Origin of the sequence: Allomuricauda sp. MMSF_3307 (genome assembly GCF_030733585.1) — a bacterium.
Classification (GTDB): domain Bacteria; phylum Bacteroidota; class Bacteroidia; order Flavobacteriales; family Flavobacteriaceae; genus Flagellimonas.
This window is the reverse complement of the sequence record NZ_JASHIQ010000001.1, coordinates 887,594-903,847: the sequence shown is the minus strand read 5'-3', so window position 1 is coordinate 903,847 and position 16,254 is coordinate 887,594. Positions and strand designations below refer to the sequence as shown.

Annotated in this window: 14 protein-coding genes; 9 read left to right on the top strand and 5 right to left on the bottom strand. The window is 44.7% G+C overall.

The genetic code is table 11. From position 1 onward, the window contains the following. Positions 1-77: 77 nt before the first annotated feature. The 3 genes from RBB12_RS04055 to RBB12_RS04045 all read right to left on the bottom strand — a co-directional run bounded on the left by RBB12_RS04055 (position 78) and on the right by RBB12_RS04045 (position 3,208). Positions 78-2,060 carry a DUF3352 domain-containing protein gene (locus RBB12_RS04055; protein ID WP_306012887.1) on the bottom strand — a complete coding sequence of 661 codons (1,983 nt, stop codon included), beginning with the start codon at positions 2,058-2,060 and terminating at the stop codon, positions 78-80. Positions 2,061-2,134: 74 nt separating this feature from the next. Continuing rightward, positions 2,135-2,794 carry an aspartate kinase gene (locus tag RBB12_RS04050; protein WP_179383509.1) on the bottom strand — a complete coding sequence of 220 codons (660 nt, stop codon included), beginning with the start codon at positions 2,792-2,794 and terminating at the stop codon, positions 2,135-2,137. A gap of 54 nt (positions 2,795-2,848) precedes the next feature. Continuing rightward, entirely contained in the window at positions 2,849-3,208 is a 360-nt protein-coding gene (locus RBB12_RS04045) for a YraN family protein (RefSeq protein ID WP_179383508.1), read from the bottom strand. 170 nt (positions 3,209-3,378) lie between these two features. Here RBB12_RS04045 and RBB12_RS04040 point away from each other — a divergent pair, with 170 nt between their 5' ends. The 8 genes from RBB12_RS04040 (at position 3,379) to RBB12_RS04005 (ending at position 14,747) form a co-directional block, all read left to right on the top strand. Beyond that, a complete protein-coding gene (locus RBB12_RS04040) occupies positions 3,379-4,893 on the top strand; it encodes a DUF1800 family protein (protein ID WP_179383507.1) in 1,515 nt (504 codons plus the stop codon). A 10-nt stretch (positions 4,894-4,903) separates the two neighbouring features. After that, a complete protein-coding gene (locus RBB12_RS04035) occupies positions 4,904-6,622 on the top strand; it encodes a DUF1501 domain-containing protein (protein ID WP_179383506.1) in 1,719 nt (572 codons plus the stop codon). Between the two features lie 140 nt (positions 6,623-6,762). Continuing rightward, the gene (gene metG / locus RBB12_RS04030; RefSeq protein WP_306012886.1) at positions 6,763-8,859 is read left to right on the top strand and encodes a methionine--tRNA ligase; all 2,097 of its coding nucleotides are present in this window, start codon (positions 6,763-6,765) and stop codon (positions 8,857-8,859) included. Between the two features lie 96 nt (positions 8,860-8,955). Further along, entirely contained in the window at positions 8,956-11,088 is a 2,133-nt protein-coding gene (locus RBB12_RS04025; RefSeq protein ID WP_306012885.1) for a Tex family protein, read from the top strand. 1 nt (position 11,089) lies between these two features. Beyond that, complete coding sequence (locus tag RBB12_RS04020; RefSeq protein WP_306012884.1) at positions 11,090-11,998, top strand: histone deacetylase; 909 nt, start codon at positions 11,090-11,092, stop codon at positions 11,996-11,998. Positions 11,999-12,022: 24 nt separating this feature from the next. Beyond that, a complete protein-coding gene (locus RBB12_RS04015) occupies positions 12,023-12,865 on the top strand; it encodes a phosphatase PAP2 family protein (protein ID WP_306012883.1) in 843 nt (280 codons plus the stop codon). 79 nt (positions 12,866-12,944) lie between these two features. Further along, positions 12,945-13,106, top strand: a complete 162-nt coding sequence (locus RBB12_RS04010) for a hypothetical protein (RefSeq protein ID WP_179383501.1) — start codon at positions 12,945-12,947, stop codon at positions 13,104-13,106. A gap of 87 nt (positions 13,107-13,193) precedes the next feature. Beyond that, entirely contained in the window at positions 13,194-14,747 is a 1,554-nt protein-coding gene (locus RBB12_RS04005) for a M20/M25/M40 family metallo-hydrolase (RefSeq protein WP_306012882.1), read from the top strand. A 72-nt stretch (positions 14,748-14,819) separates the two neighbouring features. On the opposite strand, the gene RBB12_RS04000 is transcribed toward RBB12_RS04005, so the two are convergent. Continuing rightward, positions 14,820-15,224 (bottom strand): hypothetical protein, encoded by a 405-nt coding sequence (locus tag RBB12_RS04000; protein WP_306012881.1) that lies wholly within the window; start codon positions 15,222-15,224, stop codon positions 14,820-14,822. Between the two features lie 142 nt (positions 15,225-15,366). Continuing rightward, positions 15,367-15,699 (bottom strand): single-stranded DNA-binding protein, encoded by a 333-nt coding sequence (locus tag RBB12_RS03995; protein ID WP_306012880.1) that lies wholly within the window; start codon positions 15,697-15,699, stop codon positions 15,367-15,369. A 196-nt stretch (positions 15,700-15,895) separates the two neighbouring features. Here RBB12_RS03995 and RBB12_RS03990 point away from each other — a divergent pair, with 196 nt between their 5' ends. Continuing rightward, positions 15,896-16,141: a hypothetical protein gene (locus RBB12_RS03990; RefSeq protein ID WP_306012879.1), complete on the top strand. Its 246-nt coding sequence runs from the start codon at positions 15,896-15,898 to the stop codon at positions 16,139-16,141. Positions 16,142-16,254 lie beyond the last annotated feature (113 nt).

Genomic DNA, 16,254 nt, shown 5'->3' with positions numbered 1-16,254 from the left:
AAAAATAGATTTCTCACTGCGTTCGAAATGACATCACCCTTCAATGGTCATTTCGACATAGCGGAGCGACGAGAAATCTAAAACCGTTTCTTATGCAATTGATCGCCTTCTTTGTTATAGAAGCGCCAAGTGCCCACTTGCTCATCCTCCCGAAACCGACCCCTTATTTTTCGAGTACCGTCGGGATAGAATTCTTCGTAGCGACCATGTTTTAGGCCATCTTTCAAATCCACTTCAAACCAAGTGTTCCCATTGGTGTATTGCTTACGGAACGATTTGGCATTCAAATCGGTTGGATAGATAGGTTTAAGGTCAAAAATGGCATCGGTAATTTCCATTGAGTCGGAAACTGGCTTTTTTACCGTTGTTATATCCACGGACCCTTCCTGTTTCATGGCTTTTTTGACTTCTCCCACATCCTGATACTTCAGGACCAATCGACTTTCAAAGAGGTCATCCTCAGGAGTCAGTTGCAGCCCTACCTGTGGAAAGCAAATGATAAAATCCTTGTTCTTCAGCATTTTTTGTTTGGTCGGTGCATCGGCCAAAGCATACATGTTGTCAAACAGCAAAGGCACATTACTGTACACAAAAACCGTAGATTCGGAATCGAACTTTTCATCAAAACTTTTGAACTCTTTTGAAGTTGCGAGGATTTCACCTTCCGATACTTTATCAATTATACCCTTTAGGGTATTGGGACTATCACTAAAGATCACGAAATCGTCGATTTGGGTGAAGTAGGGTTTGTCAAACTCATCAAACCTACCGCCCAGTAGCATCTTAAAAAAGCCTTTGATGGAGAGAAAATTGATTTCGTAATCCTTATAATTGACCGCCTTAAACTTGACAGGCGTTTTTTTACGGATCTGCTCTACCACAAAATCCAGATGGGTCTTGGCAGCTTCGGCATCGTTGGCCTTGAGTACCAAGGCCATGTCGTTCTTGCCCTTGTTGATGTGGGATTGAATCTGAAGCACGGCAATTTCGTCCCCAATCCAGCTTATAAAACGTTCCTTAACATCGATTTTTAGGAACTTCTCCACCTTGGCAATACTTGTTTGGTAACTCTCGAACTGCTCAGGGTCGTTCTGTTGGACAATTTCGAAATTCTTATAGAACTCAGCGAAGCTATCAAACCCATAACTGATGTACAGTGCCGTACTGTTAGGGGCCACTTCGGGAACAGACCGTTTGGCCGTGCCCGATTTTTGCAGCGCTTCCAAATAATATTCGTTCACGCCGCTGATGTTGGTATATCCATTGGCAGTGAGGGTACTGTTCTCATCCAGATCAAAATAGAAACCAGAGAACAGGAAATTTTCACTCACCCGCTTTACCCAATCCGAAGGGCGGTCCGAGTACATTTGAACGTAATCATCAAAATAATGGTATTGCACATACATTCTGAAGAGATCTTCATGTCCCACTTTTTGATTGATCTCCAAAAAATTGAGATTGCGTCCCAAAACCGGTTCCAAATATTGATCAATGGAAGCTTCTACCAAAGTATGGGTATACGATGCCACCAACTGGTTTTTGATAAAGGCCAAATACATGGTCTCTTTGCTTTCCCTGTCGTGGACTTCCAAAATCTCATGTTCGTGATAGGTACGCTTGCTCAACACGTAACCATCATCCAACAAGGTGTTCAGATAGGTTTTGAGCAGTTGCAGTTTGGCTATTCGTTTTAAATCCAGTACATAAAAAATCCCATAATCCTTTGGGGAAATCATATGGATGGAGATGAACAGGGAACGATTGTCGAAAAACTCGAACAGTTTATGGTTGTTGTTGAAAATCGTATCTACCCGTTGAATGTTCTCGGTGAGGTCCGAAAAATAGGCGTTTTTCTTGAGGTGGCGCCATCCTTCGCTCTTGCTGATCTGCTCCCAACTCTCTACGGGCTGTTCCGATTCAATAATGAAAACCGCATCTTTGGGAATCAGGTAAATGGACTGTAGATTGGTCTTTGGAGAAAGAATAAAAATATAGGCCAGATAGCACAGGTACAGTACCATCAGACCCAAAAAACCGAACAAAATCCTTTTTTTGGTCATCTTTCAAAAAAGCGTCTTTTTCAAGAACGAAGAAGATGCCGTTTTAGTTTAGACCAATAAACTGGAAACCGATTTTAAAGTGATTTTAAATCCTTAATGGTCTTGAAGGCAACATCCACCTGTTCGTCGTTCACCAGAATGGTAAACTCATTGGTCGTGGAAATCACCTCATAGAGCACAATGCCCTCCCAGGCCAATCGCTGAAAAATGAAGTAATAGATTCCAGGCACCGAGACGTTTTCAGCAGGCAACTTTACCGTAATGGAAGAAAGTCCTTCGGCCTTTTGGGTACAGCGTTCCATTTTGAAGTATTTCTCCACTACCCCGTCCATTACATTGCTGATGACAATATTTATTTCGTTCACGCCACGCGACGAAGTGTAGAACACATCCTGATTCGCGTTTACCTCTTCCAACAGCCTTGCCTGTTGTTCCAAAATCGTGTCCGAAGCCAAAAAGGTGTAATCAGTTAGGTTGGAACGTACCGTAATCTCCCCAATATTTTTAAGGACCTTTACAATTTTATGGGTGGCCCTAAACTCCAAATCATCCGAAAGGCGTTTGAGTGCCATCACAATGGCGCCGTCCTTTACATCCTTTCCAAGCTCTTCGGCGATTTCCGGTTTTATTTGGCGTGACAAAGAGGTCAGGTTAATGATTCCCTGCGCCAAAGCTGTTTGCAAAAAGGGCTTTTTCTTGATGTAATGCTCGACTACCGCTGATATTGTTTTCATGGATTGGCTTGGTTTTCAACAAAAATAACATATTGTTATAAAACAAACAAATGGTTAGAAATGATAGAAGGCATTTTCAATATGCTCAATATCAAAACGGTCAGCATATTTGATTACGGTGATAATGTCAAACCTCACCTCCACATCATCTTCCATTTCCTCCACAAAGTGATTGGCCGCCATGGTCAATAACTTAATCTTTTTAGGATTGATGGTATTGGAAATATCTTCCAAAAAACCACTGGTTCTCGACTTTACCTCTATAATCACTAAGATATCCCCTTGCCTTGCGATAATGTCGATTTCGGCCTTGAGATAACGGTAGTTTTGCCTTACTATCTGATATCCCGAAGCTTTTAAAAAGTCGATTGCTTTTTGCTCTCCAAGCTTGCCAAATGTGTTGTGATCACCCATAGATTTGGTAAAATTCTAAAAATTTACTGCATTTCATCGAAAAATTTGGTAGTTCACGGACTTTAGAGCGTTAAGATTGTAATTTGTTGGCTCAATTGAACCACATCCAATACTAGCATAAACATATAGTTGCCCCAAAACTATGTACCTAATTAACGCCAGACATTGCTATGGAGTACTTTATCAATTGTAATTCCTCAACCTTGGCGCCGTACACTACTCCATTGGACGAGTTGCGTGCGGCCCACTTGTATCGAAGGCTCGGATTCAGCGCCTCGGTGCAGACCATTAACGCCGCTGTTGGACAAACAGCAGGCACCCTAATCGACAATTTGGTAGATCAGGCGCTCGCCACCCCGGCCATTCCCGCACCGGAATGGGCAGATTGGAACAACGCCAATTATCCGGAAGACGACGATCTTGCCCGCCAACTAAGAAGGGCCCATATTGAAGATTTCACCACGGCCTACGGAAATGCCTTGGTCAATAACGAACTGCACGAAAGGATGAGTTTCTTTTGGAGCAATCACTTTGTGACCCAATTGGAAATCTACGATTGCCCCGGATTCCTTTATTACTATATCAATTGCTTACAGCGCAATGCCTTGGGCAACTTTAAGACATTCACCAGTGAAATCGGTTTGACCAGTGCCATGCTCTATTATTTGGATGGCGTCCGAAACCGGGGAAACAATCCGAACGAAAATTATGCCCGTGAGCTTTATGAGCTCTTTACCATGGGCGAAGGGAACAACTATACCGAAGAAGATATCATTGAAACCTCCAAGGCGCTATCCGGTTACACCGAACGTGGCGAAGAAGGATGTACCCAAGTCACTTTTGACCCCACGGAGTTCAACACCGACAACAAGACCATTTTTGGTCAAACTGGAAATTGGGATTACGATGACGTTATCGACATTCTGTTCAATGAACGCCCCAATGAAATCGGTTGGTTTATCTGTAAAAAATTATACGAATTCTTTGTTCACCCAGATTCTACCGGTGACGAAGGAAACGGCATTGCCCCACAGATCATTGATGGGATGGCCCAAACGTTTATCAGCAGTGGGTTTGAGATTGCTCCCGTACTGCGACAACTGTTCAAGAGCCAGCACTTTTTTGATGAAACCGCTATTGGGGTCATTATAAAAAGCCCCGCAGATCTCTATTTCAATTTTTTGAAAGAGACTGGTTTCTCTTATGATGATGGTACCATTATGAATATGATGGATTCGTGTTCCCTGATCGGCCAACGCTTTTTCAACCCTCCAGAAGTGGAAGGTTGGCAACGCGACCGAACCTGGATCAATACCAATTTCATCATTGGTCGATGGTTGACCATGGAGGTGTTCTTGGAACGATTTTTCCAAAATAACCCAGAAGAGTTTAGGGATTTAGCGGTAGCTGCCGTTGGACCTGCCAATAGCAATACCAGCAATCCTGAAATTGTGGTCAGGGCCTTGGTCAACAAGTTCACGCCCAAGGGCCTTTTAACGGATGCCGATTTTGAACGGGCCATGGATGCCTTCAAGATTGACGATGTTCCCGAGGAATATTATTCTCCCGATTACTATCCGGGAGGTACGAGCCAGTGGATGCTGCAAATCAGTGCAGAAACTCCAACACAGGTGTATATCCTGTTGCGCCATTTGTCCCGCGAACCCGAATTTCAACTCAAATAACCCCATCACCATGTGCGATAATCACCACACCCACGATAATTCCCCTTTCAAAGGCCTAGAACATGAAGGCCACGACCTGGAACACAAAAAATGGAGCCGACGCTCGTTTATCCAAGCTTTGGGCATAGCAGGTTCGGGATCCATGTTCTTGGGAAGTCATTTTGTAACAGCTTCTTCACCATCACCGTTAACGGCTGCCGTAGCGGCTGCAGAAACGGATAATATTTTGATATTGATTCGATTATCAGGTGGGAACGACGGTCTCAGTACCGTTATCCCTATTCAACAATATGATACCTACGCCAATGCTAGGCCCAATATCTACATCCCGGAAAGTAAGGTCCTAAAGCTTACCGACGATTTTGGAATCCCTACTTATATGAGTGCACTCGAATCGCTTTGGGGCGATGGCCAGTTTAAGGCCGTGCACGGGGTTGGGTACGAAAACCAAAGTCTTTCCCATTTTACGGGATCGGATATTTTTGCCAACACAGACTTGACCACAACCGGATTTTCCGGTGAAAATACAGGCTGGATGGGCCGTCACTTTGAAAACCTGTATCCCGATTACCTCATTAATCCGCCAGCGGCTCCTGCGGCCATTCAAATTGGCAACTTGGCCAACTTGGTCTTCCAAGGGGAAGAAACCAACTACGCCTTTGTGACCAACAATGTGGATCAATTGGAACAAATTGCAGAAACAGGTTCCTTCTACGAAATTGAAAATGCACCTTTTGGCGATTGTATGTACGGTGACCAACTTCGATTCTTAAGGGGAGTGGCCAACACCACCTACGAATATGCGGGCACCATTCACGATGCCTACATGAGGGGGCAAAACCAAGTGGAGTATCAGGATAACGGCTTCGCCCGTCAATTGGCGCTCTTGGCGCGATTGATCAAAGGAAACCTGGGTACCAAAGTATATATGATCTCCTTGGGAGGTTTTGATACACATGGAAATCAGCCCATCGTTCACGAACGTTTGATGTCCAACCTATCCGTAGCCATCAACAATTTTTATGAGGATTTGGCCTTTACCGAACAAGACGACAAGGTGTTGAGCATGACATTCTCCGAATTCGGGCGTAGGATCTTCGAAAATGGTTCCAACGGTACGGATCACGGAAAAGCGGCCCCCACCCTCTTCTTCGGTTCAGGATTGAGCGGAAGCGCCTTTGTGGGCGACCACCCATCCTTGGACGAACCCAACAATCGTGGTAACTTGGATTACACCATGGACTTCCGAAACCTTTACGGCACCGTATTGGCGGAGTGGCTCTGTGTTCCTAGACAAACGGTGGAACAGCATTTATTGGGACACCCCTACCAAGCCGTGGACTTAGGGTTCAACTGTAGTGGAGAGGTGTTCGACGATATTGCGATGGACAATGATCCTCCGACCTTACCGGAAACACCGCCAAGCCAAGACCCTTTGGATCCAAACATCGATATTTTGGATACGATAGAACACGCCGCAATCTATCCCGCGACCTCACCAAGAGATCCCTACATCCATCTGGAAATGCCTGTTTCGGCCCATGTGGATATTGAGCTCTTCAATATTCTGGGACAACGGGTGGGCACACTGTTCAACGAGATGATGTTGGAAGGAGCTGTGGACATCAATATCCGTCAACGCATGCGTGACAGCTTGTCCACAGGAAAATATATTTACCGAATCTCTGTGGGAGATAAGAAAATGAGCAAATCCGTGATGATTGCTTAACGATTATACTTAGTCATTCATTTTTTGGAAGCCCTTCGGAAATGCACCCCTCACCCCAAATAGGGTCGCATTTTCGGGGCTTTCGTTTTTTGTGCGTATCCCGTTAAAATCAGTATTTTTGGGGCTTAATTAAAAATTACATGGCTCAAAATACTTCTCCTTCCAGATACACCATCACAGCGGCACTCCCCTACACCAACGGTCCCATTCATATTGGGCACTTGGCCGGTGTTTACGTTCCAGCAGATATCTATTCCCGCTATTTACGGTTAAAGGGCAAGGATGTGGCCTTTGTATGCGGGAGCGACGAACACGGTGTGGCCATATCCATGAAGGCCAAAAAGGAAGGGGTAACCCCAACCGAAATTATTGATAAATACCACGGCATCATCAAAAAATCCTTTGCCGATTTTGGAATTTCCTTTGACAACTACTCTCGGACTTCTGCGGAAGTGCATCATAAAACCGCCTCTGAATTTTTCAAAAAAATGTACGGGCAAGGAGATTTTATCGAAGAGGAGACCGAACAATTGTACGACGAAGAGGCCAACCAATTTTTGGCTGACCGATTTGTTATCGGAACCTGTCCCCGTTGTGGCCACGAAGAAGCCTATGGGGACCAGTGCGAAAATTGCGGCTCTTCCTTGAATGCCACGGATTTGATCAACCCAAAATCCACCATCACAGGAACCGTTCCTACCTTAAAAAAGACCAAACACTGGTTTTTGCCCTTGGATCGGTACGAAGGTTTTTTGAAACAGTGGATATTGGAAGACCATAAATCGGACTGGAAACCCAATGTCTACGGACAATGCAAATCGTGGATTGATGAAGGTTTGAAGCCACGGGCCGTTACCCGCGATCTCGACTGGGGCATTCCTGTTCCCGTTCAGGGCGGCGAAGGAAAAGTGCTCTATGTTTGGTTCGATGCGCCCATTGGCTATATTTCTTCCACCAAGGAGTGGGCCGCACGCGAAGGCAAGGATTGGGAGCCCTACTGGAAGGATAAGGACACCAAATTGGTGCACTTTATCGGTAAGGACAATATTGTGTTCCACTGTATCATCTTCCCGAGCATGTTGAAGGCAAACGGTGACTTTATCCTTCCCGATAACGTACCCGCCAATGAATTCTTGAACCTTGAGGGCAACAAACTTTCCACCTCCAAAAACTGGGCAGTCTGGTTGCACGAATATTTGGAAGAGTTTCCCGATATGCAGGATGTACTCCGCTACGCATTAACGGCAAATGCTCCGGAGACCAAGGACAACGATTTTACGTGGAAGGATTTTCAATCCCGAAACAATAACGAGCTTGTGGCCATTTTTGGGAATTTTGTAAACCGTGTGGCCGTTTTGACCCATAAATATTATGATGGCAAAGTGCCAACACCCACTGAACTTTTGGCGGTTGACGAGGAGGCCCTAAAAGCTTTAAAAGAATTTCCCGAAACACTTTCCTCATCCTTGGAGCGCTACCGTTTCCGGGAAGGAAGTCAGCAATTGATGAACTTGGCGCGTTTGGGCAACAAATATTTGGCCGACCAAGAGCCTTGGAAACTGATTAAAACGGACGAAAAGCGCGTACAGACCATTATGTATGTTGCCCTCCAGATTGCTACAGGACTCGCTATTTTAAGTGAGCCCTTTTTGCCGTTTACCTCGAATAAGCTAAAGGGGATTTTACGTCATGCTGAACTTGATTCAGCATCCCATTGGGATGACATTGCAACAAATGATGTGCTACTTCCTGCTGGACACCAACTCAACCCAAGCGAGCTACTTTTTAGGAAAATCGAGGATACCGAAATTCAACAACAACTGGACAAATTGGAAGCCACTAAAAAAGCAAACGCATCAATCTCCACCAACTCAACTGACATGGACAAGGAAATAGCACCCAAAAAAGATACCATTACCTATGATGATTTCTCCAAACTCGACATGCGGGTGGGAACAATCGTCGAAGCCGAAAAAATGCCAAAGGCAGACAAACTCTTGGTCTTAAAAGTGGACACAGGTTTGGATACCCGGACCATTGTATCGGGCATTGCCAATAGCTTTAAACCCGAGGACATTGTGGGAAAAAAGGTAACTGTCTTGGTCAATTTGGCTCCCAGAAAATTACGCGGAGTTGAAAGCGAAGGGATGATCTTGATGACGGAGAGTACCGAAGGAAAGTTGGTTTTTGTCAATCCTGATGAGGACAGAGTAGCGAATGGGGAGACCATAAACTAATTTATACCCAAAGAAATTGTAAGGTCAAGAACCCGCCTGCCTAAGTGGAAAAACTTCTCGACTGCGATCGAAGTGACAACTACCAAAAAAACATCAATGCAACTCGTTCCCTACATCGTCCAACACACCCAACTATCACAAAAAAGTGTGGAAAATACGGTCGCCTTGTTAAATCAGGATTGTACTGTTCCCTTTATTTCAAGGTATAGAAAAGAGCTGACCGGAAATTTGGACGAGGTGCAGATTGGGTCAATCGTCGAATTCAAAAACCAGTTCGAGGCCCTGGAAAAGCGAAAAGCGGCCATCATTAAAGCGGTTGCAGAGCAAGATGCCCTTACCCCTGAACTGGAAGCAAAATTTTTGAATTGTGCTGACCTGACCAGTTTGGAAGACCTGTATCTCCCGTTCAAAAAAAGTAAGAAGACCAAGGCTGAGACCGCCCGAAAAAATGGCCTGGAACCTTTGGCCAAGATCATCATGGCCCAAAGGAACGATGATATCGAGTTTACAGCTTCCAAATACCTTAACGAGGAGGTCACCAACGAAGATGAGGCCTTGGAAGGGGCAAGACACATCATTTCTGAGTGGATCAACGAAAGAACGGACATCCGAAATCAATTAAGGGGTCAATTGGAACGCTATGCTTTAATCACCACAAAGGTGGTCAAAACCAAAAAGGATGATGAAAAAGCCCAAAAATTCCGTGATTATTTTGATTGGAGCGAACCTTTGAACCGCTGTCCATCACACCGGTTTTTAGCTATCATGCGTGCGGAAAAAGAAGGTTTTATCCGGGTAAAAATTGAAATTGATGATGAACGGGCCATTCAAAACATGGAACGTCGCCTCATCAAATCCAATAATGCCTGCACCGAACAAATAGAACTCGCCATTGCAGATGCCTACAAAAGACTTCTGCTACCTTCACTGTCCAACGAACTTTTAAAAAACGCCAAAGAAAAGGCAGATGCTGCTGCCATTCAGGTATTTTCGAAAAACCTCAAGCAACTGTTGCTCGGTGCTCCGTTGGGCGAAAAGCGAATCTTGGCCATCGACCCGGGGTTTCGAACAGGCTGTAAGTTGGTTTGTTTGGATGAACAGGGCGATTTAAAGCACAACGAAACGATTTATCCCCATCCGCCACAACGGGATAGTTCCGGTGCCATCAAAAAAATAAGTTCTTTGGTAGATACCTATAAAATCGAGGCCATCGCCATTGGGAATGGGACAGCATCGCGGGAGACAGAACAGTTGGTAAAGCGAATTCCCTTTAAAAAACCTATGGAGGTTTTTGTGGTCAGCGAAGCTGGGGCTTCCATTTACTCCGCCTCTAAAATTGCAAGGGAGGAATTTCCCAATTACGATGTTACCGTTCGTGGAGCGGTTTCCATAGGTCGCCGATTGGCCGACCCCTTGGCGGAATTGGTCAAGATCGATGCCAAATCCATTGGTGTGGGCCAGTACCAGCACGATGTAGATCAGACCCAATTAAAAAATTCCTTGGACACAGTGGTGGAAAGTTGTGTGAACTCCGTAGGGGTGAATATCAACACGGCCAGTGTACCTCTTTTGAGCTATGTTTCGGGCATTGGACCTAAACTTGCCGAAAACATTGTGGCACATCGGAATGAAAACGGTGCTTTTAAAAACAGGGAGGAAATCAAAAATGTGCCCCGTTTGGGCGGAAAGGCCTTTGAACAGAGTGCAGGGTTTTTGCGCATCAAAAATGGGGACAATCCTTTGGATGACTCAGCCGTGCACCCAGAAAGCTATGGTATTGTATCGCAAATGGCCAAGGATAAAGGCATTTCATTAAAAGAAATTGTCGGAAATAAGTCAGCGCTCCAAGGCATTGAACTGAAATCGTATTGTACGGACACCATTGGAATGCCCACTTTGCAGGACATTTTGAAGGAACTGGAAAAACCGGGCTTGGACCTTAGGGAAAAGGCCAAAGTGTTCACTTTTAACCAAAACATCAAAGAAATCACCGATTTACGTCAAGGTCAATTATTGCCGGGGATCGTCAACAACATCACCAATTTTGGATGTTTTGTGGACATCGGCATCAAGGAAAGTGGACTTATCCATATTTCCAATCTCTCCGATACCTTCGTAAAAGATGTGAATGAACACGTGAGCCTGCATCAACAAGTGGTGGTGAAGGTGTTGGATGTAGATGTGCAAAGAAAACGCATACAATTGGCGCTGCATAAACAGGGTTCGTAATATGCTGAAAATAGCCTATCATCCTATTTACAAACATCCCTTGCCCGAAGGGCATCGCTTCCCCATGATCAAATATGAGTTGTTGCCACAACAATTATTGCATGAAGGAACCTGCACACCGGCCAACTTTTTTGAACCCGAACTTCCCAACGACCACGACATTTTGGCCGCGCACGATGCCACTTACTACAAAGATTTGGTCGCGTTGGACCTTTCCAAGAGTGCCGCTCGCAAAATTGGATTCCCCCTCAGTGCGGAACTGGTGCTTCGGGAACGCATTATTGCTGATGGCACCATAAAAGGTTGCCATTTCGCCCTCGAAAATGGTATTGCCATGAATATTGCAGGGGGAACGCACCATGCCTATTCCAATCGCGGTGAAGCTTTTTGCATGCTCAATGATCAGGCCATTGGTGCACGCTACCTGTTGAACAAAGGTTTGGCTCGAAAAATACTGATTGTGGATTTGGATGTGCACCAAGGTAATGGAACGGCTGAAATTTTCCAGACGGACCCTAGTGTTTTTACGTTCTCCATGCACGGCAAAGGCAACTATCCCTTCAAGAAAGAGGTCTCGGACTTGGACGTTCCTTTGGAAAAAGGCACTACCGATGAGGAATATTTGTCCATCCTAAAAACCACCTTGCCCGAATTACTGGAGCAGGTACAGCCCGATTTCATCTTTTACCTGTGCGGGGTTGATGTGCTCGAATCGGATAAGTTGGGCACCCTTTCCATGACCTTGGATGGTTGCAAGGAACGCGACCGTTTTGTACTCCAAAGCTGTTTTGATGCCCAAATTCCTGTGCAATGCAGCATGGGCGGCGGGTATTCACCAGAAATCAAGGTGATTGTGGAGGCACATGCCAATACTTTTCGCCTTGCCCAAGATATGTATGAAGAATTTTAGCGACTACTTTTGTTTTACACCATCATGAAAACCTATCTCTATCTCGCATTGCTTTTGTTGACCACTGTCCTTACTGGTCAAGAATTGCCCCAAAAAGAAGAAAAAAACCTTTGGAACAACTTTACCTACGATATCGGAAATATTTTCGGCGGAGTCGGTCATGCTTATTCCAGACCATTTCATTGGAAAGGTAACGACTGGGCGAACTTTGGCTACTTGAGCGGAGGAACCTTGCTGTTATTTACCGTAGACGATGAACTGAACGATTGGAAAAATGGTTTTGAACAGGATGTTCCCGATGTCATCAAAGACTACGGAAACAAATATGGTGCTCCCGAAAACAACTATATGCTCACCGGCGGGGTGTACTTGGCCGGACTTTTTACAAAAAATGAAAAACTCAGGCGTACCGGGGTGCTTTTGATTTCATCGGCTACAGCTGGAGGCTTTCTGCAACAAGTCAGTAAACGAATCATTGGGCGTGCACGTCCAAAGAGTGGCACTGGTTCCGCTACTTTTGACCCTCTACATCTGGATAGGGTCTACGATTACGACTCTTTTCCTTCCGGACATGCCATGCTGGCCTTTAGCAACGCTTACGCCATTGCGAAACAATTTAAGAGCCCGTGGATTAAGGGTGGACTTTATGCTGTAGGAATGATTCCAGGCATGGTAAGGGTACTCGATGACTTCCATTGGGTATCCGACGTAGCCTTTAGTACGGTACTGAGTATATTTATCGTGGAGTCCATCGACAAATACTTGGACTCCAAGTACAATGAAAAATACAATAATCAAAAACCAAAGAACGTGAGCTGGAACCTGTCCTTTGGACCGAATACATTGGGAGTTTCCGTTCACTTCTAGAAGATTAGGACCCAGTTTTTTGTTAAATTTTATTTAGATTGATTTAAAACAATTAATTTTGTCGCCTATTCTGTCCGCAATGGGAAAGAAAAAAGACAAAAAAAAACTCAAAAAGGCCATGCTTCGGGAATTGCCTCCTACAGGGAAGGTGAAATCCAAATGCTGCAAAAAATACAAGAAGAGCGAAAGCAAGCGTTGTAAAAAATGTCCCTGCTTTGATTTGCTCAAGAAAGTGGCCTAATCAGCTCCATCAAAAAAGCACCCTACTTTCTCCCATCCCAACCTTTGGTTTTTTTATTTGTGCTATTTTTAAGGCAAACTAGAAACCATGATCAAAAAAACCTCTTTTTTATTTGCCCTTCTCCTTAGCTGCGGTATGTCGCTGCTGGCACAGGACAAAGAAACCGTAATTGAAGCCATTATTACGGAAGCCAACGAAAATTCCCAACTCGAAGCATTGGGTCACGAACTTATGGATGGCATTGGCCCCCGATTGGTAGGAACACCCCAAATGAAAAATGCGCACGACTGGGCCGTTGCCAAATATGCGAGTTGGGGCATTCCAGCCCGTAACGAGCAATGGGGCGAATGGAAGGGATGGGAGCGCGGTATTACCCACATCGATATGGTTTCTCCAAGGGTTCAAAGTCTACGGGGAACACAATTGGCTTGGAGCCCTAGTACGCCCAAAAAAGGGGTTACGGCGGAGCTCGTTGTTTTACCGACCGTATCAAATTCGTCGGAGTTTACCAATTGGTTGCCGAACGTGAAGGGTAAACTGGTGATGATATCGATGCCGCAACCTACTGGCAGACCTGATTACAATTGGGAGGAGTTTGCCACCGAAAAGTCCTTCGAAAAAATGAAAAAGGAACGCGAAGAGCAGACCGAAGCCTGGAACAAGAACATGGACAACATAGGTTTGGACAGACGTTCGCTTCCGGTTGCTATAGAGGAAGCAGGGGCAGTCGGGATAGTTGCTTCCTATTGGTCCAGAGGTTTTGGAGTGAACAAAATCTTTGGTGCCTACACCAAAGAGATTCCAACCGTAGATTTGGAACTGGAGGATTATGGCATGCTGTACCGTTTGGTGGAGTCTGGTCAAAAACCTCAACTGCATGTGGTCGCAGAATCCAAGGAATTGGGCAAGGTGCCCACTTTTAACACCATTGCCGAAATAAAGGGTTCCGAAAAACCCGATGAATATGTCATCCTTTCTGCCCATTTTGATTCGTGGGACGGTGCCACGGGCGCAACGGACAATGGAACAGGAACCTTGGTCATGATGGAAGCCATGCGGATTTTGAAAAAGGTATACCCAAATCCAAAGCGCACCATTCTTGTGGGCCATTGGGGAAGCGAGGAACAGGGTTTGAACGGGTCCAGGGCCTTTGTGGAGGACAACCCTGAAATCGTTGACGGTGTACAGGCCGTTTTCAATCAAGATAATGGCACCGGACGGGTAGTCCGTATTTCCGGTGGCGGCTTTTTGAATTCGTACGATTATCTCGGCAAGTGGCTGCACGAAGTGCCATCGGAAATCACCGACGAAATCGAAACCACCTTTCCCGGAACCCCAGCACGCGGAGGATCGGACTACGCATCCTTTCAAGCTGCGGGAGCACCTGCCTTTAGTCTTAGTTCTTTGAGCTGGGCCTACTGGAACTACACCTGGCATACCAATAGGGACACTTACGACAAGATTGTTTTTGATGATGTTCGGAACAACGCCATACTTACAGCCATTCTGGCATATATGGCCAGTGAGCATCCTGAAAAAACATCGAGGGAGAAAGCAGTTTTACCTGTAAGCAGCAGAACTGGAGAGCAAATGGAGTGGCCCACACCGCGTTCACCCGAGCGTGATGGCGGTCAGAATTAAGTCCATACCCAACTCCATATAAAAAAGGTGCCCAATTGGGCACCTTTTTTTGACTAACTAACTAAAACACATTCAAAATATGCGTGGTGAAGCTACTTGGACTACAGTCCCCACTGCTTCTTTGGAGTATATGGTATCGTCCGAATAAATAAAATAAAATCCCGCTTGCTTATAATAAAGGTCGCTATGCATACAGCCGTTTTTACATTTTTCGGCATGTTCGGAATATGCCATTCTTTTTTCATTCATGTAAACCTGATATGCAGGGACATTTTGGACCTTTAAATCATTTTCAAATTGAATCTGGTCCTTCCAAAAATCCTTTTCGTCCTCTATATTGGAAAAAGCAACCGTTTGTTCGCGATGGGCATCTTTTCGGGCCAATTCTTTATAAAAGGACAGGCCATTATGTTGAGCCATACTTGCGGTCGCCAAACCTAAAGTAAACCATATCGCAATGTAAATTTGTAATCTCATCTTTTCTGATGTTAATGGATACGTAGTTCATTTACTAAAGTTCTGGCGTTTGGTCATATAACAACCAAAAAAGTTTTTTCCCTACCTCGGAAACAAAAAAAGGGGCTGTTACACCCCTTTAGTCCATATTGGATTGAAAAGCTTACTTGCCCAACATTAATAATTCATTGCATTTGATCTCGGTGATATATCTTTTTTCACCCTCGTTGGTTTCGTAGGAGCGATTCACGAGCTTACCCTCTACCATAATTTCCTTACCCTTGGAGAGGAATTCTTCGGCAATCTCGGCCAATTTGCCCCACGCGACGATGTTGTGCCATTGGGTATCGGTTATTTTTTCACCTTTGGCGTTTTTATAGGTTTCATTGGTAGCGATGGAAAACTTGGCCAATTTGGTGCCATTTTCAAGAGTGATGATTTCTGGATCGTTTCCCAAATTACCGATCAACTGAACTTTGTTTCTAAGTGAATTCATAATAGTAAGATTTAAGTTTAACACGTATTCATCGAACTTCCTTGGTCCGACGGGGCAAACTTAGAGCCACTTCAACACATCATTTGGCTTGTAATTATTTGTTTTCGTTTGTAAACGTATGTAAGTAATTATACCTGTTTAAAAGTGACTTGACATACAAATCGGTGTCTAACTAAATGACCAAAACCACTTAGTGATGCCCATACGAAGTATCAACAAATACACCGTGATCAAACGGTTTAGTTTAGGAAAGAAATTATACGACAAACTGGATACCATCTACGTTCAGGAACACGACCCTATAAACATGGAGCCCCAAAAAGTCTTTAATGGAGAAAAGGAATATGTAACCGACATTTCATCCGATGTATATCTATCGCTACGGAAAGGCTTCATTATCGACGAGCAGCAAAGCTCAATCGACCCTAACCACTCCAAATAATCGTTAATTTTTGTTAAATGCTTGATTACCTTGTTATTGCACTCAGCTTCACAAGTGTGAAACAACATTGAAAATAGCGCATATTGCCCTTAAAATGGGACTTTTTATGCCTT